This window comes from Streptomyces sp. NPDC001220, from assembly GCF_053597895.1.
The window spans coordinates 12,445-33,733 of record NZ_JBSFJE010000001.1 but is presented as its reverse complement, the minus strand read 5'-3'; the positions used below and the strand labels follow the sequence as shown (position 1 = coordinate 33,733).

The 21,289-nt window shown below is 71.6% G+C and carries 18 protein-coding genes; 8 read left to right on the top strand and 10 right to left on the bottom strand.

The window, feature by feature from the left end:
- Position 1 precedes the first annotated feature (1 nt).
- Entirely contained in the window at positions 2-1,195 is a 1,194-nt protein-coding gene (locus tag ACWDGI_RS00160; RefSeq protein ID WP_450753797.1) for an RtcB family protein, read from the bottom strand.
- Between the two features lie 228 nt (positions 1,196-1,423).
- Between ACWDGI_RS00160 and ACWDGI_RS00155 the strand changes: the two genes are divergently transcribed.
- The 3 genes from ACWDGI_RS00155 (at position 1,424) to ACWDGI_RS00145 (ending at position 4,804) form a co-directional block, all read left to right on the top strand.
- Positions 1,424-2,278, top strand: coding sequence for a DUF3558 domain-containing protein (locus ACWDGI_RS00155; protein ID WP_450753795.1), 855 nt, complete (start codon positions 1,424-1,426; stop codon positions 2,276-2,278).
- 132 nt (positions 2,279-2,410) lie between these two features.
- Positions 2,411-3,304: a DUF3558 family protein gene (locus ACWDGI_RS00150; RefSeq protein ID WP_450753793.1), complete on the top strand. Its 894-nt coding sequence runs from the start codon at positions 2,411-2,413 to the stop codon at positions 3,302-3,304.
- A gap of 99 nt (positions 3,305-3,403) precedes the next feature.
- Positions 3,404-4,804, top strand: coding sequence for a DUF2637 domain-containing protein (locus tag ACWDGI_RS00145; RefSeq protein ID WP_450753791.1), 1,401 nt, complete (start codon positions 3,404-3,406; stop codon positions 4,802-4,804).
- A gap of 63 nt (positions 4,805-4,867) precedes the next feature.
- Here ACWDGI_RS00145 and lysS read toward each other — a convergent pair whose 3' ends face one another.
- Positions 4,868-6,610, bottom strand: coding sequence for a lysine--tRNA ligase (gene lysS / locus ACWDGI_RS00140; RefSeq protein ID WP_450753789.1), 1,743 nt, complete (start codon positions 6,608-6,610; stop codon positions 4,868-4,870).
- Positions 6,611-6,892: 282 nt separating this feature from the next.
- Here lysS and argS point away from each other — a divergent pair, with 282 nt between their 5' ends.
- Positions 6,893-8,650, top strand: a complete 1,758-nt coding sequence (gene argS, locus ACWDGI_RS00135) for an arginine--tRNA ligase (protein ID WP_450753787.1) — start codon at positions 6,893-6,895, stop codon at positions 8,648-8,650.
- A 43-nt stretch (positions 8,651-8,693) separates the two neighbouring features.
- On the opposite strand, the gene ACWDGI_RS00130 is transcribed toward argS, so the two are convergent.
- Positions 8,694-9,143, bottom strand: coding sequence for a peptidoglycan-binding domain-containing protein (locus ACWDGI_RS00130; RefSeq protein ID WP_450753785.1), 450 nt, complete (start codon positions 9,141-9,143; stop codon positions 8,694-8,696).
- A gap of 223 nt (positions 9,144-9,366) precedes the next feature.
- Here ACWDGI_RS00130 and ACWDGI_RS00125 point away from each other — a divergent pair, with 223 nt between their 5' ends.
- Together ACWDGI_RS00125 and ACWDGI_RS00120 are read left to right on the top strand one after the other, a co-directional pair.
- Positions 9,367-9,867 carry a helix-turn-helix domain-containing protein gene (locus ACWDGI_RS00125; protein WP_450753783.1) on the top strand — a complete coding sequence of 167 codons (501 nt, stop codon included), beginning with the start codon at positions 9,367-9,369 and terminating at the stop codon, positions 9,865-9,867.
- A gap of 69 nt (positions 9,868-9,936) precedes the next feature.
- The gene (locus ACWDGI_RS00120) at positions 9,937-10,710 is read left to right on the top strand and encodes a DUF4253 domain-containing protein (RefSeq protein WP_450753781.1); all 774 of its coding nucleotides are present in this window, start codon (positions 9,937-9,939) and stop codon (positions 10,708-10,710) included.
- A 92-nt stretch (positions 10,711-10,802) separates the two neighbouring features.
- On the opposite strand, the gene ACWDGI_RS00115 is transcribed toward ACWDGI_RS00120, so the two are convergent.
- Positions 10,803-11,996 carry an aminotransferase-like domain-containing protein gene (locus ACWDGI_RS00115; protein ID WP_450753779.1) on the bottom strand — a complete coding sequence of 398 codons (1,194 nt, stop codon included), beginning with the start codon at positions 11,994-11,996 and terminating at the stop codon, positions 10,803-10,805.
- A gap of 314 nt (positions 11,997-12,310) precedes the next feature.
- Between ACWDGI_RS00115 and ACWDGI_RS00110 the strand changes: the two genes are divergently transcribed.
- Positions 12,311-12,514, top strand: a complete 204-nt coding sequence (locus tag ACWDGI_RS00110) for a hypothetical protein (RefSeq protein ID WP_450753777.1) — start codon at positions 12,311-12,313, stop codon at positions 12,512-12,514.
- Here the strand turns inward: ACWDGI_RS00110 and ACWDGI_RS00105 are convergent.
- A complete protein-coding gene (locus ACWDGI_RS00105; RefSeq protein ID WP_450753775.1) occupies positions 12,460-13,884 on the bottom strand; it encodes a helix-turn-helix domain-containing protein in 1,425 nt (474 codons plus the stop codon). The genes ACWDGI_RS00110 and ACWDGI_RS00105 overlap by 55 nt on opposite strands.
- Before the next feature lie 176 nt (positions 13,885-14,060).
- On the opposite strand from ACWDGI_RS00105, the gene ACWDGI_RS00100 reads away from it, so the two are divergent.
- Positions 14,061-14,786, top strand: coding sequence for a DUF4232 domain-containing protein (locus tag ACWDGI_RS00100; RefSeq protein ID WP_450753773.1), 726 nt, complete (start codon positions 14,061-14,063; stop codon positions 14,784-14,786).
- A gap of 69 nt (positions 14,787-14,855) precedes the next feature.
- Here the strand turns inward: ACWDGI_RS00100 and hemB are convergent, their stop codons facing one another.
- The 5 genes from hemB to ACWDGI_RS00075 all read right to left on the bottom strand — a co-directional run bounded on the left by hemB (position 14,856) and on the right by ACWDGI_RS00075 (position 21,243).
- Positions 14,856-15,848, bottom strand: coding sequence for a porphobilinogen synthase (hemB, locus tag ACWDGI_RS00095; protein WP_450753771.1), 993 nt, complete (start codon positions 15,846-15,848; stop codon positions 14,856-14,858).
- 214 nt (positions 15,849-16,062) lie between these two features.
- Positions 16,063-17,769, bottom strand: a complete 1,707-nt coding sequence (locus tag ACWDGI_RS00090; protein WP_450753769.1) for a uroporphyrinogen-III synthase — start codon at positions 17,767-17,769, stop codon at positions 16,063-16,065.
- A complete protein-coding gene (hemC, locus tag ACWDGI_RS00085) occupies positions 17,766-18,725 on the bottom strand; it encodes a hydroxymethylbilane synthase (RefSeq protein WP_450753767.1) in 960 nt (319 codons plus the stop codon). The genes ACWDGI_RS00090 and hemC overlap by 4 nt, the downstream gene beginning before the upstream one ends.
- Positions 18,722-20,488: a glutamyl-tRNA reductase gene (locus ACWDGI_RS00080; RefSeq protein WP_450753765.1), complete on the bottom strand. Its 1,767-nt coding sequence runs from the start codon at positions 20,486-20,488 to the stop codon at positions 18,722-18,724. The genes hemC and ACWDGI_RS00080 overlap by 4 nt, the downstream gene beginning before the upstream one ends.
- Positions 20,485-21,243, bottom strand: coding sequence for a redox-sensing transcriptional repressor Rex (locus ACWDGI_RS00075; protein WP_450753763.1), 759 nt, complete (start codon positions 21,241-21,243; stop codon positions 20,485-20,487). The genes ACWDGI_RS00080 and ACWDGI_RS00075 overlap by 4 nt, the downstream gene beginning before the upstream one ends.
- Between the last annotated feature and the right edge of the window lie 46 nt (positions 21,244-21,289).

The following is a 21,289-nucleotide window of genomic DNA, read 5'->3' as shown; positions in this document are numbered from 1 at the left end:
GTCATCCCTTGACACAGACGACCTGCCTGAGCTTCGCCACCACCTCCACCAGGTCCCGCTGCTGGTCGATGACCTGGTCGATCGACTTGTACGCACCCGGGATCTCGTCCACGACACCGGAGTCCTTACGGCACTCCACGCCCCGCGTCTGCTCCTCCAGGTCCTTGGTCGAGAAGCGCCGCTTGGCCGCGTTCCGGCTCATGCGCCGGCCCGCGCCGTGGGAAGCGGAGTTGAAGGACTTCTCGTTGCCGAGGCCCTTCACGATGTACGACCCGGTCCCCATGGAGCCGGGGATGATGCCGTACTCCCCGGCCTGGGCGCTGATCGCACCCTTGCGGGTCACGAGCAGGTCCATGCCTTCGTACCGCTCGCGGCTCACGTAGTTGTGGTGGCAGCTCACCTCACGTTCGAAGGTGACCTTGGCCTTCTTGAACTCCTTGCGGATCACGTCCTTGAGAAGGGCCATCATGAGCGACCGGTTGTACTTCGCATATTCCTGAGCCCAGTAGAGATCGTGCTCGTACGCCGCCATCTGCGGGGTGTCCGCGACGAAGACGGCAAGGTCGCGGTCGATCAGCCCCTGGTTGTGCGGGAGCTTCTGGGCCACGCCGATGTGGTGCTCGGCGAGTTCCTTGCCGATGTTCCGGGAACCGGAGTGCAGCATCAGCCACACAGAACCGGCCGTATCCGTGCAGACTTCGACAAAGTGGTTGCCACTTCCGAGCGTTCCCATCTGCTGATGCGCCCGCCCCTCGCGGAACTTGACCGCGTCCGCGACCCCGTCGAACCGCCCCCAGAACTCCCCCCACCCGGCCGTCGCCAGCCCGTGGAAGTCTCGCGGCTCGACCGGATCGTCATGCATCCCCCGCCCCACCGGAATCGCCTGCTCGATCTTCGACCGCAGTCGGGACAGGTCCCCGGGCAGGTCGTTGGCGGTCAGTGACGTCTTCACCGCCGACATGCCGCAGCCGATGTCGACGCCGACCGCCGCCGGGCACACGGCCCCCTGCATGGCGATGACCGACCCGACCGTCGCGCCCTTCCCGTAGTGGACGTCCGGCATGACCGCGAGGCCCTTGATCCACGGCAGGGTCGCCACGTTGCGCAGCTGCTGGAGCGCCACCTCCTCGACGGCGGCGGGATCCGTCCACATCCGGATCGGCACCTTCGCGCCCGGCATCTCCACGTACGACATAACTTCCTCATTCCCCCGCGGACAGTCAAACAAAAAGGACAAAAGTCCTAATAAAGGCATAACGCAAATGCGTCGCCAAGACCCCCGAAATCAGACTTGGGACCGGCATTCACGGCAGTGCGTGCGGTACACATTGTCTCCAGGGGGCGCCCCGCTGCGGCAAGCGATTAACCAGCGGGGACACTGGAGCAGGACCGAGCGACCCAGTGAACGGAAGGGAGCCTGACCGTGCAGCGGAAGGCGTACGTAACCGGCACCGCCGCCCTCCTCGCGGCTCTGCTGGCCGGCTGCACGAGCGGTTCCAGCGGTGGCGACGACATCAGCGACAAGAACGCGGACACCGGCACCTCCACCGTCGCCGCCCAGCCCGGCAAGTACCGCTCCCTCCCCGAGCCCTGCGGCGCGGTCAGCCAGGACACCCTCGACTCCCTGCTCCCGGGCATCGCCCAGATCACCGACGAGCAGCAGCGCGAAAAGGCGTACGCGGGCGAGGCCGCGCTCACCTACGACACGGACCGCAAGGTCGGCTGTCACTGGAAGGTCGAGTCCACCGACGCCACGGACCGGCTCTCCGTCGACTTCGAGCGCGTGGTCTCCTACGACAACGCGGTCAGCGACGACAACGAGGCGCAGACGATCTACACGCAGCGGGAGTCGGCGGCCGACATCCCCGAGTCCGCACCCCCGAGCGCCACCGAGTCGGAGTCCCCCTCCGGATCGCCGTCCGGATCACCTTCGGGGTCGGCGTCCGGGACACCGTCCCCGTCCGCGTCCTCCTCGGCCTCCACCAGCCCCTCCACCTCGGCCTCCACGTCGGCGTCCGCCTCGACCCCCCCGGCCGACCTGCAGCCCCGCGCCCTCGCCGGTCTCGGCGACGAGGCGTACCTCGACGACCAGCTCAGCGGCTCCGGTTCGACGGCCGAACAGCGCACGGTGACTGTGGTGTTCCGCACGTCCAACGTCGTGGTGACCATCGAGTACGAGGAGCAGCCGATGGCCACCGGGACCGTTCCGGACAGCAAGGAACTGCAGGACAGGGCCCAGAATCTGGCCGCGCAGCTGGCCGAGGCCCTCAACGGCTGAGCACCCGGGCACGCCCTGCGCACGTCTCCCGTAAGGCCCGCGAACCGAAACCGCACAGCTCCCTCACCGCGTACCGTGGCCCCTCGGACCCGATCCGACCGCAGGAACCCCGAACGTATGAGTGAAGGAACCATGCAGCGAGTAGCAGTCCAGCCAGACGACCAGCGCGACCGGAACGACCGGAACGCACAGCGACGGGCAGGGCGCCTGCGCCGCGGCCTCGTCTGTGCGGCCGCCGTCCCCGCCGTGGCGCTGTTCGCGGCGGCCTGTTCCTCGGGCTCCGACGACGCCGCGAAGGAGACGGGCGGCGGCTCCAACCCGGCCACCGCCCCCACCGGTCCCGGCTCCGGTACCGCCGCTTCGCCGACCGTCCAGGCGTCCAAGTACCAGAAGCTGCCGGACCCGTGTGCGGTGCTGTCGAAGAAGACGCTCACCGCACTCGTACCGAAGGGTGCGAAGTCGGGCAAGAAGGGTGCTTCGGACGATGTGGCCACGCGCGGCAGTTGCTCCTGGAGCAGCCTGGACAACAACGGCGTCAAGGGCTCGCAGTTCCGCTGGCTCAACATCTCCTTCCTCCGCTTCGACTCGGACGCCGGCCGCGGCTCCGGCGAGAAGCAGGCCGAGGAGTACTACGCGAGCCAGCTGCAGGAGGCGCAGTCCGTGGCCGGCGCCAAGAACACCAAGTCGGAGCCGGTGACCGGGACCGGCGACCAGGCGGGCGTCGTGCACTACGACCTGAAGAAGAAGGAAGGCGCCTTCCGGCAGCAGACGGTCGTGGCCCGGGTCGCCAACGTGGTCGTCACCGTCGACTACAACGGCGCGGGTCTGGCCGGCGAGAAGACGCCGGACGCGGGCACTCTCACGAAGTCCGCGGAGAAGGCCACCAAGGAGGCGGTGGCCTCGGTCGCGACGGCCAACGGCTCGGCCGCGGCTCCGAGTTCACCTGCGGCGACGCCCTCGAAGAAGGCCTCCAAGTCGCCCTCCGCGAGTGCGTCGCCTTCCAAGTCGTCCACCAAGAAGGGCTGACCGGCAACACGCGCGCCGCACTGATGTGCCACCCTGTTGCGCGCAACAACACGCAAGGGGAGGGGAGTACCGGTGGCCGCGCCCATACAGCTGACTCGGATGCACCGCGTTCTCATCGGTGTGGTCGTGACCGGCGCGATGATCATCGCCGGCATCGGCTTCGCCGGCTCGTACGCGGCCGTCCGTGAGCTGGCCATCAAGAAGGGCTTCGGGAACTTCGCCTACGTCTTCCCGATCGGCATCGACGCGGGCATCTGCGTCCTGCTCGCCCTGGACCTGCTGCTGACCTGGATCCGCATCCCCTTCCCGCTGCTGCGGCAGACGGCCTGGCTGCTGACCGTCGCGACGATCGCCTTCAACGGCGCGGCGGCCTGGCCGGACCCGCTGGGCGTCGGCATGCACGCGGTGATCCCGGTCCTGTTCGTGGTCGCCGTCGAGGCCGCCCGCCACGCGATCGGCCGGATCGCGGACATCACGGCGGACAAGCACATGGAGGGGGTCCGCCTCACCCGGTGGCTGCTCTCCCCGGTCCCCACGTTCCTCCTCTGGCGCCGGATGAAGCTGTGGGAGCTGCGCTCCTACGACCAGGTCATCAAGCTGGAGCAGGAACGTCTCGTCTACCAGGCGAGACTGCGCTCCCGCTTCGGCCGGGCATGGCGCCGCAAGGCCCCGGTGGAGTCCCTGATGCCCCTGAGGCTGGCCCGCTACGGCGTCCCCCTGGCCCAGACGGCTCCGGAGGGCCTGGCTGCGGCGGGCATAGACCTGCCGGCACTCCTGCCGGCTCCGGCGCCCGCGGCTGTCCCCGGCTCCGTTCCGGCAGCCGCAGCGCCCGCACTCGCTCCCGACCCGGCCGCGGGCAGCCGTGCCGCCGGGGCGGCACCCGTCCCGCAGCAGGCGGCACCTCCCGGCGAGCAGCGCCCCGAGCTGGTCCCCGCCCCCAACGCCGAGCAGCCCGCATATGTGCCCGACCCTCAGCTGAACCCCTGGCTGCACGCGAGGGACCCCCAGCAGATCGAGTACCACGGCGACTACGACCCGACGTTCGAGCCCCGGTACACCGAGGAGCAGTACGCGGCGGCCTGGCAGGCACAGCAGCAGTACCAGCAGGACCAGTACCAGCAGGAACTGCTGAGGCAGCAACAGCAGTTCCCGGCCACGCAGTTCGCGGAGGAGCAGTTCGCGGAGGAGCAGTTCCCGCCGGAGCGGCAGGGCCTGCCCGAGGAGTCCCCGTCGGAGACGACCGGCAGCTTCCCCATCCCCTCCGGCCCGGGCCGCACCCGTGAACTCGGCGAGGGCGGTGGCTCTCCGGAGCCGACCGAGGAGGACTTCTACCTGGTCTTCAAGAAGTCCATAGACGGCGGCTACCCCAGTTCGAGCCAGTTCCGGGGCGACGTGGACGCGACCTACGGCATCACGCTCGCGCAGCGTGACGCGGAACGCATGGTCAACCGCTTCACCAACCGCCACACGGCGGAACTGCAGGAAGACCACATCGCGTAGGACGCACGACGGCATGACATGAGGAAGGGGCCCTCCGAGGAGGGCCCCTTCGCCGTGTCGGCCTTACGCCCCGAGCAGGGCCCGCACCCGCTCCTGCCCCACGGCAAGCAGCAGCGTGGGCAGCCGGGGCCCGGTGTCGCGTCCCACCAGCAGGTGGTACAGCAGGGCGAAGAACGTCCGCTGGGCGGTCTTGATCTCGGCCGGCAGCTCCTTGGCCGTCGCGTCGGCGGAGAACCCTGCCTGCACCTTGGGCACGCCGTACACGAGGTGGGTGAGCCCGTCCAGCGACCAGTGCTCGGCGAGCCCGTCAAGCAGCAGCCGTACCGACTGCTGGGACGCCTCGTCGAGGGACTTCAGCAGCTCGGCGTCCGGTTCGTCCCGCACGATGGTGCGCTGGTCGGCCGGTACCTGGGTGTTGATCCAGGCCTCGGCCTTGTCGTACCGCGGCCGTGCCTCGTCCACCGATCCCAGCGGGTTGGCCGGGTCCAGTTCACTGAGGATCCGCAGCGCCTGGTCCTCGTGCCCGGCGGTGATGTCGGCGACCGAGGCCAGCGTCCGGTACGGCAGCGGCCGCGGGGTGCGCGGCAGCTCGCCGCCGGCCGTGCCGACGGCTCGCGCGTGCGCGGCGAGGTCACCGGGCAGCGCGGACCCCTCCGCCACCTTCGCGTCCAGCTTGTCCCACTCGTCGTAGAGCCGCTGGATCTCCTGGTCGAAGGCGATCTTGAAGGACTGGTTGGGCCGGCGGCGGGCGTAGAGCCAGCGCAGGAGCTGCGGCTCCATGATCTTCAGCGCGTCGGCGGGCGTGGGTACGCCACCTCGCGAGGACGACATCTTCGCCATCCCGCTGATGCCCACGAACGCGTACATCGGCCCGATGGGCTGCTGGCCGCCGAAGATCCCGACGATCTGGCCGCCCACCTGGAAGCTCGACCCCGGCGACGAGTGGTCGACACCGCTCGGCTCGAAGACGACGCCCTCGTACGCCCAGCGCATCGGCCAGTCGACCTTCCAGACCAGCTTGCCCCGGTTGAACTCGCTCAGCCGGACGGTCTCCGTGAAGGCGCACTCGGTGCAGACGTACGTCAGCTCGGTGGTGTCGTCGTCGTACGCGGTGACGGTCGTCAGGTCCTTGCCGCAGCCACCGCAGTACGGCTTGTACGGGAAGTACCCGGCGGAGCCCGCGGAACCGTCGTCCTCGCTCGCCGCGCCCGAGCCCTCCTCGGCCTCCAGCTCGGCCTCGTCGACGGCCTTCTGCTGCTGCTTCTTCGCGGGGGCCTTCTTGGTCCGGTACTGGTCGAGGATCGCGTCGATGTCACCGCGGTGCTTCATGGCGTGCAGGATCTGCTCCCGGTACACCCCGGAGGTGTACTGGGCGGTCTGGCTGATCCCGTCGAACTCCACGCCCAGCTCGGCCAGCGCCTCGACCATCGCGGCCTTGAAGTGCTCGGCCCAGTTCGGGTACGCGGACCCCTCCGGGGCGGGCACCGAGGTGAGCGGCTTGCCGATGTGCTCGGCCCAGGAGCCGTCGACGCCCGCGATGCCGGCCGGCACCTTGCGGTACCGGTCGTAGTCGTCCCAGGAGATCAGGTGCCGGACCTCGTGCCCGCGCCGCCGGACCTCGTCCGCGACCAGGTGCGGGGTCATGACCTCGCGCAGGTTCCCCAGGTGGATGGGGCCGGACGGGGAGAGCCCGGACGCGACGACGACCGGTTTGCCCGGGGCCCGACGCTCCGACTCCTCGATGACCTCATCCGCGAAACGGGAGACCCAGTCGGTGGTCTCGGTGCTCTGAGCCACGATCGGCACGTCCTTCTTTCTGGCACGGGACAGCCGGTACGGTCGCACGGCTGACCGCTCCATTCTCCCAGCCGAGGCCGAATCCACGAAAACGGGTTACGGGCGCGCCCCCTGAGAGGCGGCGCAGCCGTCTTTTGGGGGGGGCGGGGAACTGCGCGACCAGCCCCCACGGCGCCGCACCCGGCCACCCACCACACACACCCCCGAGCTCGTAGCCGCAAAAACCCCTTTACCCCCCGTGAAATACTGGTCGCGTCCACCCGCACCCACGAGGAGAACGGCTCCCACCCCATGGCCTCGGTCACGTCGCTCACCGATCTCGTCAATCAGCGTCTCGCGGACGCCCTCTCGGCAACCCTGCCGGAGGCCGCCGTCGACCCGCTGCTGCGACGCAGTGACCGGGCCGACTTCCAGGCGAACGGCATCCTCGCCCTCGCCAAGAAGGCCAAGGCCAACCCCCGGGAGCTGGCGACCCAGGTCGTCTCCCACGTCGTCACCGGCGCGGACCTGATCAAGGACGTCGAGGTCTCCGGCCCCGGCTTCCTCAACATCACCCTCTCCGACAGGGCGATCACCGAGAACCTGGCCGCGCGGTACGCGGACGGCGACCGGCTCGGCGTGGCCGCCAAGGAGAACCCGGGTGTCACGGTCATCGACTACGCCCAGCCGAACGTCGCCAAGGAGATGCACGTCGGCCACCTGCGGTCCGCGGTGATCGGCGACGCCCTGCGCGGCATGCTCGACTTCACCGGCGAGAAGACGATCGGCCGGCACCACATCGGCGACTGGGGCACCCAGTTCGGCATGCTCATCCAGCACCTGATCGAGAACCCGGACGAGCTGTCCGCGGAGACCGACACGGACGGCGAGCAGGCCATGTCGAACCTGAACCGGGTCTACAAGGCGTCCCGGGCGGTCTTCGACACCGACGAGAACTTCAAGGAGCGGGCCCGCAAGCGGGTGGTCGCCCTGCAGTCCGGCGACAAGGAGACGCTGGACCTGTGGCAGCGGTTCGTGGACGAGTCGAAGGTCTACTTCTACTCGGTCTTCGAGAAGCTGGACATGGAGATCCGGGACGACGAGATCGTCGGCGAGTCGGCGTACAACGACGGCATGCCCGAGACCGCCCGGCTCCTGGAGGAGATGGGCGTCGCGGTCCGTTCCGAGGGCGCGCTCGTGGTCTTCTTCGACGAGATCCGGGGCAAGGACGACCAGCCGGTCCCGCTGATCGTGCAGAAGGCGGACGGCGGCTTCGGCTACGCGGCCTCGGACCTGACGGCGATCCGCAACCGGGTCACCGACCTGCACGCCACCTCGCTGCTCTACGTCGTGGACGTGCGGCAGTCGCTGCACTTCAAGATGGTGTTCGAGGCGGCACGGCGGGCGGGCTGGCTCACCGACGACGTCACCGCGCACAACATGGGCTACGGCACGGTGCTGGGCGCGGACGGCAAGCCGTTCAAGACGCGTGAGGGCGAGACCGTACGGCTGGAGGACCTGCTGGACGAGGCGGTGCAGCGGGCCGCCGGGGTCGTCCGGGAGAAGGCGCAGGACCTCACCGAGGCGGAGATCCAGGAGCGGGCCCAGCAGGTCGGCATCGGTGCCGTGAAGTACGCGGACCTGTCGACGTCGCCCAGCCGGGACTACAAGTTCGACCTGGACCAGATGGTCTCGCTGAACGGCGACACGTCCGTCTATCTCCAGTACGCGTACGCCCGGATCCAGTCGATCCTCCGCAAGGCGGGGGACGTCCGGCCCGCCGCGCACCCGGAGCTGGAGCTGCACGCGGCGGAGCGGGCGCTGGGCCTGCACCTGGACGCGTTCGGCGACACGGTCTTCGAGGCGGCGGCGGAGTACGCCCCGCACAAGCTGGCCGCGTATCTGTACCAGCTGGCGTCGCTGTACACGTCGTTCTACGACAAGTGCCCGGTGCTGAAGGCCGACACCCCGGCCCAGGTGGAGAACCGCCTCCTCCTGTGCGACATGACGGCCCGCACCCTCCACCAGGGCATGGCCCTGCTGGGCATCCGGACGCCCGAGCGGCTCTGAGGCCTGAGGCTGGAGCCTGAGCCGCCCGGGCCGTCCGGGCGGCTCAGCAGTAGGCGTTGAAGTCCCAGAACGCGGACTTGGTCGCCGGTCCCGCGACGCCGTCGACGTCGAGGTTGTAGCCGTACTGGTTCAGGTAGCGCTGCAGCGCCCTGATCGTGTTCGGTCCGACGACCCCGTCGACGGTGCCGGCGCCGAGGCCCTGGTCGTTGAACATCTGCTGAGCCGCCTTCCAGCTGTTGGTGCCCAGCTGCCCGTCGATCGTGCCGGGGTTGTAGCCCCACCTGGCCATCCAGCACTGCCAGTTCGCGGCGTGGGCGGTGTCCAGGCCGAGGTTGTTCACCGCCTGGACGGCGGCGGTCCGGGAACTCACCGCCACCTTGGCGGCCGGCTGCGAGGCCGCGAAACTCGTGCCCGCGGCGGCCACGCTTCCGGCGGCGAGCCCCGCCACGGCGGCGACACTGACGAGGGTCCGGGCCACAACGTTCGATCGCATGCGTTCCTCTTTCCGGTCGCGAGAACAGATCGACACGAGCGTGCGGCCCGGACGCCGGCGGAAGCCACACCTCCCCCACAAGTGACGGCCGGGCGGGACGCCGTACCCGTTGACCTGCGCGAAAGCCGTCCACCACGGCGGTACGGCAGGACGGGCGCCGCCAAACTCATACGGGCACCGCGCCCGATCCGTCAGCCGGACAGGGACGACGATCGGGGGGTTCATGTCGCGGCACGGGAAAGCGCTGCCTGTCGAACTGGAGCCGTGCTTACGGCAGTTGATCGTCCGGTTGCGCCGGCTGAAGGAGCGCAGCGGGCTGAGTCTGCACCGGCTGGCGTCGCACACCGGGTACAGCCCGAAGTCCTGGGAGCGCTATCTGGCGGGCCGTTCGCTGCCGCCCCCGGAGGCGGTGGCGGCGCTGGCCCGGCTCGGCGGCGGGGATCCGGTGGGGCTGCTCGCGCTGCACGAGGTCGCGGCCCGGGGCGGCGACGCGGAGGCGGTACCCGCCGCCCTGCGTGCGTTACGGGACCGCACCGGGCTGAGCCTGGCGGGGCTGGCGGCGAAGACGACGTTCAGCAAGTCGTCCTGGCAGCGCTATCTGGGCGGCCGTGCCCTGCCGCCACGCGCGGCCGTGGAGCAGCTGTGTGCCCTGGCCGGAGAACCGGCCGGGCGCTGTCTGGCGCTGCGGGAGGTGGTCGCGGCGCAGGGGTACGGCGGGGGGTGACGGGACCGACGGGACCGCTTCCCGTGGCCGCCAACGTCGTTGTCAGTGGCCGCCCTTACAGTCTGTGCCATGGCGACTCTTCCCAACCCGCTGCCCAAGCTGGCGACCGACCCGAGCGGTCGGTCCCTGGGGCTCCAACTCCCGCCCGGGACACTGCTGGACGAGACCCTGGACGGCCCGTGGCACCAGCCGTTGCTGTGGTACGCGGGGCAGCCCGCCGGTCCCGGGACCTGGACGGCGCTGGGTGCGCCTGCCGCCCGTGCGGGGCTGCTGCCGGTGCTGATCGACGTCTCCGAGATCGACGACTGGGACTTCGCGCCCGAGGAGACGTCGTACCCCGGGGACCACGACGCCGACGAGGTGCTGGAGGACTACTGGGAGGAGGACCCGCCGGACGGCGAGGAGTGGCCGGGGCTGGCCCTCGCCCCGACGCTGGTCGCCGACCCGGACGCGCGGGCCGCCGACGTCGCCGACACGCTCAGCCAGGGGCGGCCCTGGCTGAAGGAGCCGCACCTGGCGCTGGTGTCGGCCCGGCGCAGCGCGGACATACCGGCGGCCGTCGGCTGGAGCGGGCCGGTCGACTACGAGGAGGACGTGGCCCGGCTGTGCGCGGTGCTGCGCTCCTGGGAGGACCGCTTCGGGGTACGGGTGGTGGCCCTCGGCCTGGACCATCTGGCCGTCTCCGTGGCCGCCCCGCCCGCCGACCTCGACGAGGCGGAGGCGGTGGCCGCCGAACACTTCGCGTTCTGCCCGTACAGCGTGCTGCCCGGCGCGGACGACACCCTGTCGTCGTACGCCGAGCAGCTGGTCGGCGAGCGGCTGTGGCACTTCTGGTGGGACTGACCCGGAGGGGCTGATCCGGTGGGGCTGATCCGGTGGGGCTGACCCCGTGCGACTGATCCGATGGGGGCTGATCCGATGGGGGCTGATCCGCCTCAGCCTCTGAGCCCTGTGGCCAGCCTGCGCAGCCCCTCCCCGATCTCCTCGGGTGTCTGGGTCACGAAGCACAGCCGCAGGGTGGAGCGGTCGGGGTCGGCGGCGTAGAAGGGCTCACCGGGGACGTAGGCCACGTCGTGCTCCACCACCCGGCGGAGCAGGGCGGTGGTGTCGTACGGTTCCGGGAGCCGGGCCCAGAGGAACATGCCGCCCTCGGGCCGGTTCCAGGTGGAGCCGGCCGGGAGGGCGTCGGCGAGGCCGGCCAGCATGGCGTCCCGGCGTGCGCCGTACACGGCGCGCACCGTGGCGACATGGCCGTCCAGGACGTCCAGGTAGCGGGCGGCGGCGAGCTGGTTGAGGGTCGGGGTGTGCAGGTCGGCCGCCTGCTTGGCCACCGCGCAGGCGCGGCGCAGCGCACCCGGGGCGCGGAGCCAGCCGAGGCGCAGGCCGGGGGCCATCACCTTGGAGAAGGAGCCGAGCAGGACCACCCGGTCCGCGGCGCCGGGGAAGGACGCGATCCAGGGAACGCGGTCGCCGTCGTAGCGGAGTTCGCCGTAGGGGTCGTCCTCGACGATCCACAGGCCGTGCCGGGCGGCGGTGGTGGCGAGGGCGGCGCGGCGGGCGGCGGGCATGGTGCGGCCGGTGGGGTTTTGGAAGGTCGGGACGAGGTAGAGGAGCTTGGGCCGCTCGGCGCGGATGAGTTCCTCCAGGGCGGCCGGGTCGACGCCGTCCGCATCGCCCGGGACGGGCAGGATCCGGGCGCCGGCCAGCCCGAAGACCTGAAGTGCCGCCAGATAGCAGGGGCTTTCGACGAGGACCGTGTCACCGGGGTCTATCAGCGCGCTCGCCAGGAGGGAGAGGGCCTGCTGGGAGCCGGTGGTGATCAGGAGGTCGTCGGGATCGGTGGGCAGGCCCTGTGCGGTGACGCGGGCCGCCAGTGCGGACCTCAGGGCCGGCTCGCCCTCCGTGGTCGAGTACTGCAACGCCCGCTCCGGCGACTCCTCCAGCACTGCCCGGAAGGCGGCCGCGATGCCCTCCCGGTCGAAGAGTTCGGGGGCCGGCAGCCCGCCCGCGAAGTTGATCACCTCGGGGCGTGCGGTCACCGCGAGGATCTCGCGCACCGGCGAACCGCCGACGGCACGGGCACGGGCCGCGAGTGGCGGCAGGGCGGCGGGGGCACTGGTGGCGGTCATGGACGGCTCCTCGGGCTGGTCCTCGTCTTGGCCGGAGCCTAGAGAGACAGATGCCGTCTACACCCGTGATTCCGCGATACGGACGAACGACGCCCGGCTCCCCTGTCCGGGCGCCCGGGCGTCCCGTACCGGCGTCCCACGGGATGGGATCCGTGCAGGTCGGGGGCGTGGACCGGACTCACCCGTCCCGAATCGTCCGGGAGGTCTGGCAATCCGGGCGTCCCGGCCCACAGGCTGGGGACACACCGAGATCGCCGACCACGTGATCATGTCGATCACGCCGAGCACGCCGCCGACGTCAAGGGAGCCCTCGCATGTCCGCCGCCAAGCACCCCGCCCCGGCCGCCGGCCGCCGCCGTCTCCTGGCGGCGGCAGCCCTGGCGCTGGTCACCGCGACCGCCCTCAGCGGCTGCCGGGACGGCGAGGGCGTACGCGACGAGGGTCCCTCGGCCGCGTCCCCGTCTCACCCCGCCGACGACGCGGTCCGCCAGGCCTCGCCGCCCAGCGGGAACTCGTAGGCGGGCCGCCCGTTGTTCCCGCTCGTGCGGAACGGCCGCCCCTTGTCGTCGATCCGCAGCGTCCCGTGCCGCGACCCGCTGGACCAGGACAGCTCGAGGTACCAGCCCACGTAGTACGCCGAGGCGTCGGCCCTGATGTAGAACACCTCGGGGTCCGACTCGCTCACCTTGAAGGGGAAGTCCCGGTGCCCGGCCTCCGGCACGACCGCCGGCCGCATCGCGTCCAGGGCGACGGTGAAGGAGCGGGTGGGCACGTTCCCGCCGCAGCCGACGCCCGGGTATCCCATCGCGTAGTCGTTCCAGGCGAGCGGCGAACTCCGCTCCGCCGTACGGACCGTGAGCCCGTCCAGCACCACGGACTCGCTGCCGGTGCCCTGCACGGTCAGCGTGACGTACTGCTCCCGCGAGGAGACCGCCTGGTGCGCGGTCACCCACGCGGTCGCGTCGGACTCCAGCGGCGGCGGCGCCACGTCGGCCGGGGCCCGGTCGATCAGGTAGTGCTGGGAGCAGGGGCTCTCCCAGCTGTAGGGCCGGGTGTTGACGGTGAGCGGGGGTGCGGCGGTGCTGTCGTCCGCGGTGGGCGAGGAGCCGGCCGACGCGGTGTGGCCCGCCGGACCGGCGGCCGACGCCGAGGACGAGGCGGAAGGGGTCCGCGAGGCGGCGGACGAGCCGGCCGTCGGCGCCTTCGAGGAGCGGTGCGTGCGGTGCGGAACGGGGCCGGCCGCGGTGGTGACGCCCACCGGCCCCGTGCCCTTGTCGTCCGTCCCGCCGGAGGGCAGCTGTACGGCGGCCAGGGCGGCGCCGAACAGGGCGACGACCGCGATCCCGGCGAGGAGCGCGGGCCGCGGAACCCGGCGGCTCCGCGCGGCGGTACCCGGCCCGACCACCACCTCCGGCACCGGCATGGGGTCCGACTCCGGCACCGGCACGGGGTCCGACTCGCGCTCCGGCACGGGGTCCGGGTCCGGCTGCGGCTCCGCTGTTACGACCGCCTCGGCCGGTGTCACGACCGCCCCGGCCGGCTTCTCCGGAGCGTCCGCCTTGCCCGGGGCGTCCGCCTTCTCCGGGGCGTCCGCCTTGTCCGGGGCGTCCGCCTTCTCCGGGGCGTCCGCCTTCCGTCCCCGTCCCGCATCCGCCAGCACCCACCGCCGATGCAGCTCGACGAGTTCCTCGGGGCCGGCCTTGCAGAGCCGGGCGAGACGTTCCACGGGGGCGTAGTCCGCCGGTATGGCGTCCCCGTTGCAGTACCGGTGCAGGGTCGAGGTGCTCATGTGCAGCCGCTTGGCGAGCGTGCCGTAACTCAGTCCCGAGCGGTCCTTCAGCTCCCGCAACAGCTCCGCGAAGCCGCTTGCCGCAGCACTGTCCGACACGGTTCCTCCGTCCCCCGCATCCCGTTCCCGCGTTCCAGGGAAGGGATGTTCTCCCAGGTCAAAGCCGATATGGCCGTTCCAGCGTCCCTGATCGTCCGGCAACTGTGGCGGACGGGACGGAACGGCCCACAGGCTGTGGCCATCCAAGCACGCCGCCACTCGAAAGAGGATTCGCCATGCGTACCGCCCGTCGTGTCCGCCTGCTCGCCGCCACCGGCGCCGCCGTCGCCGCCCTCGCCCTGACGGCCTGTGAGAACGGAACGGGCACACGGGACGAGGGAGCGTCCCGGCCGACGACGACCACGTCGGCGCCGACGGCAGCGACGCCCAAGCCCTCGGAGACCGCCGACGGCGGCACCGGGACGGGGACCGGCACCGGCACCGGCACCGGCACCGGCAAGTCCACGCCCGCTCCCGTGAGCGACACGGCCACGAAGACGCCGAGCGGCGGCGGAAGCGGCGGCGGCAAGTCCACCTCCGAGCTGTGCGACGGCTCCAACACCGCCGTCACCGTCCAGCCGCTCTCCCGTCCGCTGAACCACATGCTGATCACGGTGAGGAACACCGGCAGCAGGACCTGCTACCTCACCTACTACCCCGTGCTCCGCTTCGACGAGATGCAGTGGGTCCCGCAGCCCGCGGAGGAGACCCACCCGCAGGCGGTCACCACCCTCGCCCCGGGCGAGTCCGGGTACGCGGGCGTGCTGCTGTCCGCGGCCGACGGCAGTGGCGACGGCGGGACGACCGGCCGCAAGCTGGTCGTCGCCTTCCAGGGCATGTCCCCGAACAGCAGCGGCGGCGCCTCGGCGACACCGTCGCTGCCGGCGAAGGGCGTGTACTACGACAGCTCGCTGCGGGTGACGTACTGGCAGCAGGACCGCGAGGACGCCCTCAACTGGTGAGCCGGCGGCCCGAATGGGCGGTGCCCGCCGCGAGATCTCGCGGCGGGCACCAAGCCTTGGCTCCGGGGCTCAGCCGAGCATCCGGGCGGCCTCGACCGCCCAGTACGTGAGGATGTTCTGTGCGCCGGCCCGCTTGATGCCGGTGAGGGTCTCCAGGATGGCCCGGTCCCGGTCGATCCAGCCCTTCTCGGCGGCGGCCTCGACCATCGAGTACTCGCCGGAGATCTGGTAGGCGGCGACCGGCACGTCCACGGCGTCGGCGACCCGGGCGAGGATGTCGAGGTAGGGCCCGGCCGGCTTGACCATCACCATGTCGGCCCCCTCCGCCAGGTCCAGGGCCAGCTCCCGCATGGACTCCCGCGCGTTGGCGGGGTCCTGCTGGTAGGTCTTCCGGTCGCCCTTGAGGGACGAGCCGACGGCCTCCCGGAAGGGCCCGTAGAAGGCGGAGGCGTACTTCGCGGTGTAGGCGAGGATCGCGACGTCCTCCCGCCCGATCTGGTCGAGGGCGTCGCGGATGACGCCGATCTGCCCGTCCATCATCCCGCTGGGCCCCACGACATGGGCGCCCGCGTCGGCCTGCACCTGGGCCATCTCGGCGTACCGCTCCAGGGTGGCGTCGTTGTCGACGCGGCCCTCGGCGTCCAGCACCCCGCAGTGCCCGTGGTCGATGGTCTCGTCGAGACAGAGGTCGGACATGACGAGCAGTTCGTCGCCGACCTCGGCCCGCACGTCCCGCAGCGCGACCTGGAGGATCCCGTCCGGGTCGGTGCCGGGCGTGCCGAGGGCGTCCTTCTTGCCCTCCTCCGGGACCCCGAACAGCATGATCCCGGAGATGCCCGCCTCGACGGCCTCCAGGGCCGCCTTCTTCAGCGTGTCCCGGGTGTGCTGCACGACGCCGGGCATCGCGGCGATCGGCACCGGTTCGGTGACGCCCTCGCGCACGAACGCCGGGAGGATGAAGTCCGCGGGGTGCAGCCGGGTCTCGGCGACCATGCGCCGCATGACGGGGGTGGTCCGCAGCCGACGCGGCCGCGTGCCGGGAAAGGAACCGTACTTCGTCATGCCGCCTACGCTACGCCCGTCACCTGGCCGCACTTGCCGACGTGGCGTCGGCACTCCGGCAGCCGCCGACGGAGGTCACCGGCCCGACAGCGACGCGCCCCGACAGGGGCGCGGGGAACTGCGCGACAAGCCCCCCCGGGCCCGCAGTTCCCCACCCACCCGCAAAAAAGAAGGGGGTCCAGGGGGCGCAGCCCCCAGACCCCCGCGGCTCACCTCACGTAGTGCTGCGGCGCCGCCGGGCCCCCGGCCGTCGCTCACTCGGCCGCGTCACCGGATCCCCGGCCTCCAGCGCGCTCGCGCGCCTCCGCAGCCCGAACTCCGCCAGCGCCTCCGCCAGCTTGCCCACCGACGGCTCCGGAGCCATCACGTCCACCCGCAGCCCGTGCTCCTCGGCCGTCTTGGCCGTGGCCGGCCCGATGCACGCGATGACCGTCACGTTGTGCGGCTTCCCGGCGATGCCCACCAGGTTCCGCACGGTGGACGACGAGGTGAAGAGCACCGCGTCGAAGCCGCCGCCCTTGATGGCCTCCCGGGTGTCGGCCGGCGGCGGCGACGCCCGCACGGTCCGGTAGGCCGTGACGTCGTCCACCTCCCAGCCCAGCTCGATCAGGCCGGCGACCAGGGTCTCGGTGGCGATGTCGGCGCGCGGCAGGAACACCCGGTCGATCGGGTCGAAGACCGGGTCGTAGGGCGGCCAGTCCTCAAGGAGTCCGGCCGCGGACTGCTCGCCCGACGGCACCAGGTCCGGCTTCACGCCGAAGGCGACCAGCGCCTTCGCGGTCTGCTCGCCGACCGCCGCGACCTTGATGCCGGCGAAGGCACGCGCGTCGAGCCCGTACTCCTCGAACTTCTCCCGTACGGCCTTGACCGCGTTCACCGAGGTGAAGGCGATCCACTCGTACCGCCCGGTGACCAGGCCCTTGACCGCGCGCTCCATCTGCTGGGGCGTGCGCGGCGGTTCGACGGCGATCGTCGGCACCTCGTGCGGCACGGCGCCGTACGACCGCAGCTGGTCGGAGAGGGTCGCCGCCTGCTCCTTCGTACGCGGCACGAGGACCTTCCAGCCGAACAGCGGCTTGGACTCGAACCACGACAACTGGTCGCGCTGGGCGGCGGCGGACCGCTCACCGACCACGGCTATCACCGGTCGGCCGCCCTCCGGGGAGGGCAGCGCCTTCGCCTGCTTCAGGGTCTGGGCGACCGTACCGAGGGTGGCGCTCCAGGTCCGCTGCCGGGTGGTGGTGCCGGCGACCGTGACCGTCATCGGGGTGTCCGGCTTGCGGCCGGCGGCGACCAGCTCCCCGGCGGCCGCGGCCACCGAGTCGAGGGTCGTCGACACCACGACCGTGCCGTCCGAGGCGCCGACCTCGGTCCAGCACCGGTCGGAGGCGGTACGGGCGTCCACGAAACGCACGTCCGCGCCTTGGGCGTCCCGCAGCGGCACACCGGCGTAGGCGGGTACGCCCACCACCGCCGCGACACCCGGGACCACCTCGAAGGGCACACCGGCGGCGGCGCAGGCGAGCATTTCCTCGGTCGCGTACGTATCAAGTCCCGGGTCCCCGGAAACCGCACGGACGACCCGCCTGCCGCCCCGTGCGGCCTCCATGACAAGATGAGCGGCATCCCGCGCTGGCGGGAGCGCAGCGGTGGTTGACGCTCCGTCAACAACCGTTAGTTGAGGCGTGCCTGTGCCCTGATACGGGTCCGACGAGGAACCCGGATTCGTGGGTACGACGGAGACGCCCTGCCTGGCGTGGGCTCTGATCACGTCGAGCACGTCGTGCTCGGCGACCAGGACGTCCGCGCTGGACAGTGCCTCCACGGCACGCAAGGTCAGCAGTCCCGGATCCCCGGGTCCGGCACCCAGGAAGGTGACGTGCCCGTGTTCAAGGCCGGCGGGAAGGTTGGTGGGGCTCACTGTGCTCGCTCCCCCATCAGACCGGCCGCGCCCTGGGCAAGCATCTCGGAGGCGAGTTCGCGACCGAGCGCCGTCGCCTGGTCGTTTGTCTCGGGCACGGGACCGGTGGTGGACAACTGCACCATCCGTGTGCCGTCGGTCGTGCCGACGACGCCACGCAGGCGCATTTCCTTGACAATCTGCCCGTCGGCCAGAAGGTCGGCCAGCGCACCCACAGGGGCGGAGCAGCCGGCCTCCAGGGCGGCGAGCAGTGATCGCTCGGCGGTCACGGCGGCCCGCGTGAACGGGTCGTCGAGTTCCCCGAGCGCGGCGATCAGCGACGCGTTGTCCGCGGCGCATTCGATCGCCAGTGCCCCCTGGCCGGGGGCGGGCAGAACCGTGTCGACCGACAGGAAGTCGGTCACCTCGTCGAGGCGGCCGATGCGGCTGAGTCCGGCCGCGGCCAGCACCACCGCATCCAGCTCGCCGTCGTGTACGTATCCGATCCGCGTGTCGACGTTCCCGCGGACCGGGACGGTCTCGACGTCCAGCCCGTGGGTGCGTGCGTACGCGTTCAGCTGCGCCGCCCGGCGCGGCGAACCGGTGCCGACGCGGGCCCCGCGCCGCAGGTCGGTGAACTTCAGCGCGTCCCGGGCGACGATCACGTCCCGCGGGTCCTCGCGCACCGGTACGGCGGCCAGGACCAGTTCCTCGGGCTGCGTGGTCGGGAGGTCCTTGAGCGAGTGAACCGCGAAGTCGACCTCGCCGCGCAGCAGCGCGTCCCGCAGGGCGGTCACGAAGACCCCTGTGCCGCCGATCTGTGCGAGGTGCTCGCGGGAGGTGTCGCCGTAGGTGGTGATCTCGACGAGCTCGACGGGCCGTCCGGTCACCCGGCTCACGGCTTCCGCCACTTGCCCGGACTGGGCCATGGCGAGTCTGGATCGCCTGGTCCCCAGTCGCAGTGGGTTGTCACTCATGCCGGTCGGTCCTTCTTGTCTGTGCTGTCCACGGCCCGGGAGACGGCGGCCACCGTCTCGGGGTCGAGGTCGAACAGGGTCCGCAGTGCGTCCGCGTACCCGGCGCCGCCGGGCTCGGCCGCGAGCTGCTTGACCCGTACGGTCGGCGCGTGCAGGAGCTTGTCGACGACCCGGTGCACGGCCTGCCGGATCTCTCCGCGCTGCCGTTCGTCCAGGTCGGGCAGGCGCCCGTCGAGCCGCGCGATCTCACCGGCCACCACGTCGGCGGCCATGGTGCGCAGGGCGACCACGGTCGGCGTGATGTGCGCGGCCCGCTGTGCCGCCCCGAAGGCGGCCACCTCGTCGGCGACGATCCCCCGTACCTGGTCCACGTCGGCCGCCATGGGGGCGTCCGCGGACGCCTCCGCCAGCGACTCGATGTCCACCAGCCGCACCCCGGCCAGCCGGTGCGCGGCGGCGTCGATGTCGCGGGGCATGGCGAGGTCGAGGAGGAAGAGCTCGGGCGCGGGCCGGACGAGGCCGGCGACCGGCTCGGGCCTGCGCAGCTCGGGGATGCGCCCCACCCGGGCGGCGGTCGCGGCGAGCGCGCCGATCAGCTCCGCGTCGGCCTCGGGCGTACGGCGCCCGGCCTCCCGGATGTCGACGGTGGCGTTGTCCACCCAGGCCGCGTGCTGCTCCAGCTCGGCGGCGGCCATCCCGGCGACGGCGGCCTCGCCCATCACGGAGAAACCACTCTGCTCGGCCGCGAGGTCGAGCGGGCAGTTCTCGTCGGAGTCCGGCAGGCCGCGGGCATGGGTGCCGCTCGGGGCGACCGGGGTCCCCCCGGTCGGGCGAAGCCGGGACTGGGAGAGGACGGACCCGGGCGGCAACCCGTCGGCGCCGGGTCCGGTGACCGGCTCCCGGCCCGCGGCGGCGTCCGGTACCCGTCCGCCGACCGCTTCGGCGACCGCCTCCGCGGTCAGCACCAGTCCCGTCGCACCCGTGCAGGAGACGGCGACGTCGGCACGTGTCAGCTCGACCGGCACCGAGTCCATCGGTACCGCGCGGGCCACCACGTCCGTGTCGTCGCTGTCGTTGAGGATCTGGGCCAGGCGCTCGGCACGGTCGTACGTCCGGTTCGCCACGACGATCTCCGCGACGCCCGCCCGTGCCAGCGTGGCGGCGGCCAGCGAGGACATCGAACCGGCGCCGATGACCAGCGCCTTCCTGCCCTTGGCCCAGGTCTCGACGTCGGTACCGGCGGCGAGCTGTGCCAGGCCGAAGGTGACGAGGGACTGTCCGGCCCGGTCGATCCCGGTCTCGGAGTGGGCGCGTTTGCCGACTCGCAGGCCCTGCTGGAAGAGGTCGTTCATCAGCCGGCCGGCGCTGTGCGTCTCCTGCGCCAGGGCGAGCGAGTCCTTGATCTGCCCGAGGATCTGTCCTTCGCCCACGACCATCGAGTCCAGCCCGCAGGCCACCGAGAACAGATGGTGGACGGCCCGGTCCTCGTAGTGCACATAGAGATAAGGGGTGAGCTCGTCGAGGCCGACCCCGCAGTGCTGGGCGAGCAGGGTGGACAGCTCGGCGACTCCGGCGTGGAACTTGTCCACGTCGGCGTAGAGCTCGATGCGGTTGCAGGTGGCGAGGATCGCCGCCTCGCCGGCCGGTTCGGCGGCGACCGTGTCCTGGACCAGCTTGACCTGGGCGTCCGTGGTGAGCGCGGCCCGTTCCAGGACGCTGACCGGGGCGCTGCGGTGGCTCAGCCCGACGACGAGGAGACTCATGCCGGCATCACGGCGGGTACGTCCCCGTCCGGTCCCTGCTCGGTGGAGTCCTGGCGGACGGCCGCGACGGGCGCGACCGTCCCCTCGTGCTCCTCGCCGGCCTTGCGCTGCTCGTGGAAGGCGAGGATCTGCAGCTCGATGGAGAGGTCGACCTTGCGCACGTCGACACCGTCGGGGACGGTCAGCACGGTCGGCGCGAAGTTCAGGATGGAGGTGACCCCGGCGGCCACGAGGCGGTCGCAGACCTGCTGGGCGGCACCGGCGGGCGTGGCGATGACCCCGATCGACACACCGTTGTCGGTGATGATCTTCTCGAGCTCGTCGGTGTGCTGCACCGGGATGCCCGCCACCGGCTTTCCGGCCATCGCCGGGTCGGCGTCGATGAGGGCCGCGACCCGGAAACCGCGGGAGGCGAAGCCGCCGTAGTTGGCCAGGGCGGCGCCGAGGTTACCGATACCGACGATCACAACCGGCCAGTCCTGGGTCAGGCCCAGCTCACGGGAGATCTGGTAGACGAGATACTCGACGTCGTAGCCGACACCGCGCGTTCCGTACGAGCCCAGGTAGGAGAAGTCCTTGCGCAGCTTCGCGGAGTTGACCCCCGCGGCGGCCGCCAGCTCCTCGGAGGAGACCGTGGGGACCGAGCGCTCCGACAGTGCGGTCAGCGCCCGGAGGTACAGCGGAAGCCTGGCGACGGTGGCCTCGGGGATCCCTCGGCTGCGGGTCGCCGGTCGGTGAGTTCGGCCAGTTGCCACGGTGCTCCTGCGGGTAGAGCGGGGCTGCGGACGGTCACACGTTCCC

What these genes read in the sequence shown, in the direction of transcription:
- ACWDGI_RS00145 (WP_450753791.1), top strand. Translation starts at nt 3,404, where the DNA reads ATGCACCGCGTTCTCATCGGTGTGGTCGTGACCGGCGCGATGATCATC.
- ACWDGI_RS00100 (WP_450753773.1), top strand. Translation starts at nt 14,061, where the DNA reads ATGCGTACCGCCCGTCGTGTCCGCCTGCTCGCCGCCACCGGCGCCGCC.
- hemB (WP_450753771.1), bottom strand. Translation starts at nt 15,848, where the DNA reads ATGACGAAGTACGGTTCCTTTCCCGGCACGCGGCCGCGTCGGCTGCGG.
- ACWDGI_RS00115 (WP_450753779.1), bottom strand. Translation starts at nt 11,996, where the DNA reads ATGACCGCCACCAGTGCCCCCGCCGCCCTGCCGCCACTCGCGGCCCGT.
- hemC (WP_450753767.1), bottom strand. Translation starts at nt 18,725, where the DNA reads ATGAGTGACAACCCACTGCGACTGGGGACCAGGCGATCCAGACTCGCC.
- ACWDGI_RS00130 (WP_450753785.1), bottom strand. Translation starts at nt 9,143, where the DNA reads ATGCGATCGAACGTTGTGGCCCGGACCCTCGTCAGTGTCGCCGCCGTG.
- ACWDGI_RS00110 (WP_450753777.1), top strand. Translation starts at nt 12,311, where the DNA reads ATGTCCGCCGCCAAGCACCCCGCCCCGGCCGCCGGCCGCCGCCGTCTC.
- argS (WP_450753787.1), top strand. Translation starts at nt 6,893, where the DNA reads ATGGCCTCGGTCACGTCGCTCACCGATCTCGTCAATCAGCGTCTCGCG.
- ACWDGI_RS00125 (WP_450753783.1), top strand. Translation starts at nt 9,367, where the DNA reads ATGTCGCGGCACGGGAAAGCGCTGCCTGTCGAACTGGAGCCGTGCTTA.
- ACWDGI_RS00120 (WP_450753781.1), top strand. Translation starts at nt 9,937, where the DNA reads ATGGCGACTCTTCCCAACCCGCTGCCCAAGCTGGCGACCGACCCGAGC.
- ACWDGI_RS00150 (WP_450753793.1), top strand. Translation starts at nt 2,411, where the DNA reads ATGCAGCGAGTAGCAGTCCAGCCAGACGACCAGCGCGACCGGAACGAC.
- ACWDGI_RS00080 (WP_450753765.1), bottom strand. Translation starts at nt 20,488, where the DNA reads ATGAGTCTCCTCGTCGTCGGGCTGAGCCACCGCAGCGCCCCGGTCAGC.
- ACWDGI_RS00160 (WP_450753797.1), bottom strand. Translation starts at nt 1,195, where the DNA reads ATGTCGTACGTGGAGATGCCGGGCGCGAAGGTGCCGATCCGGATGTGG.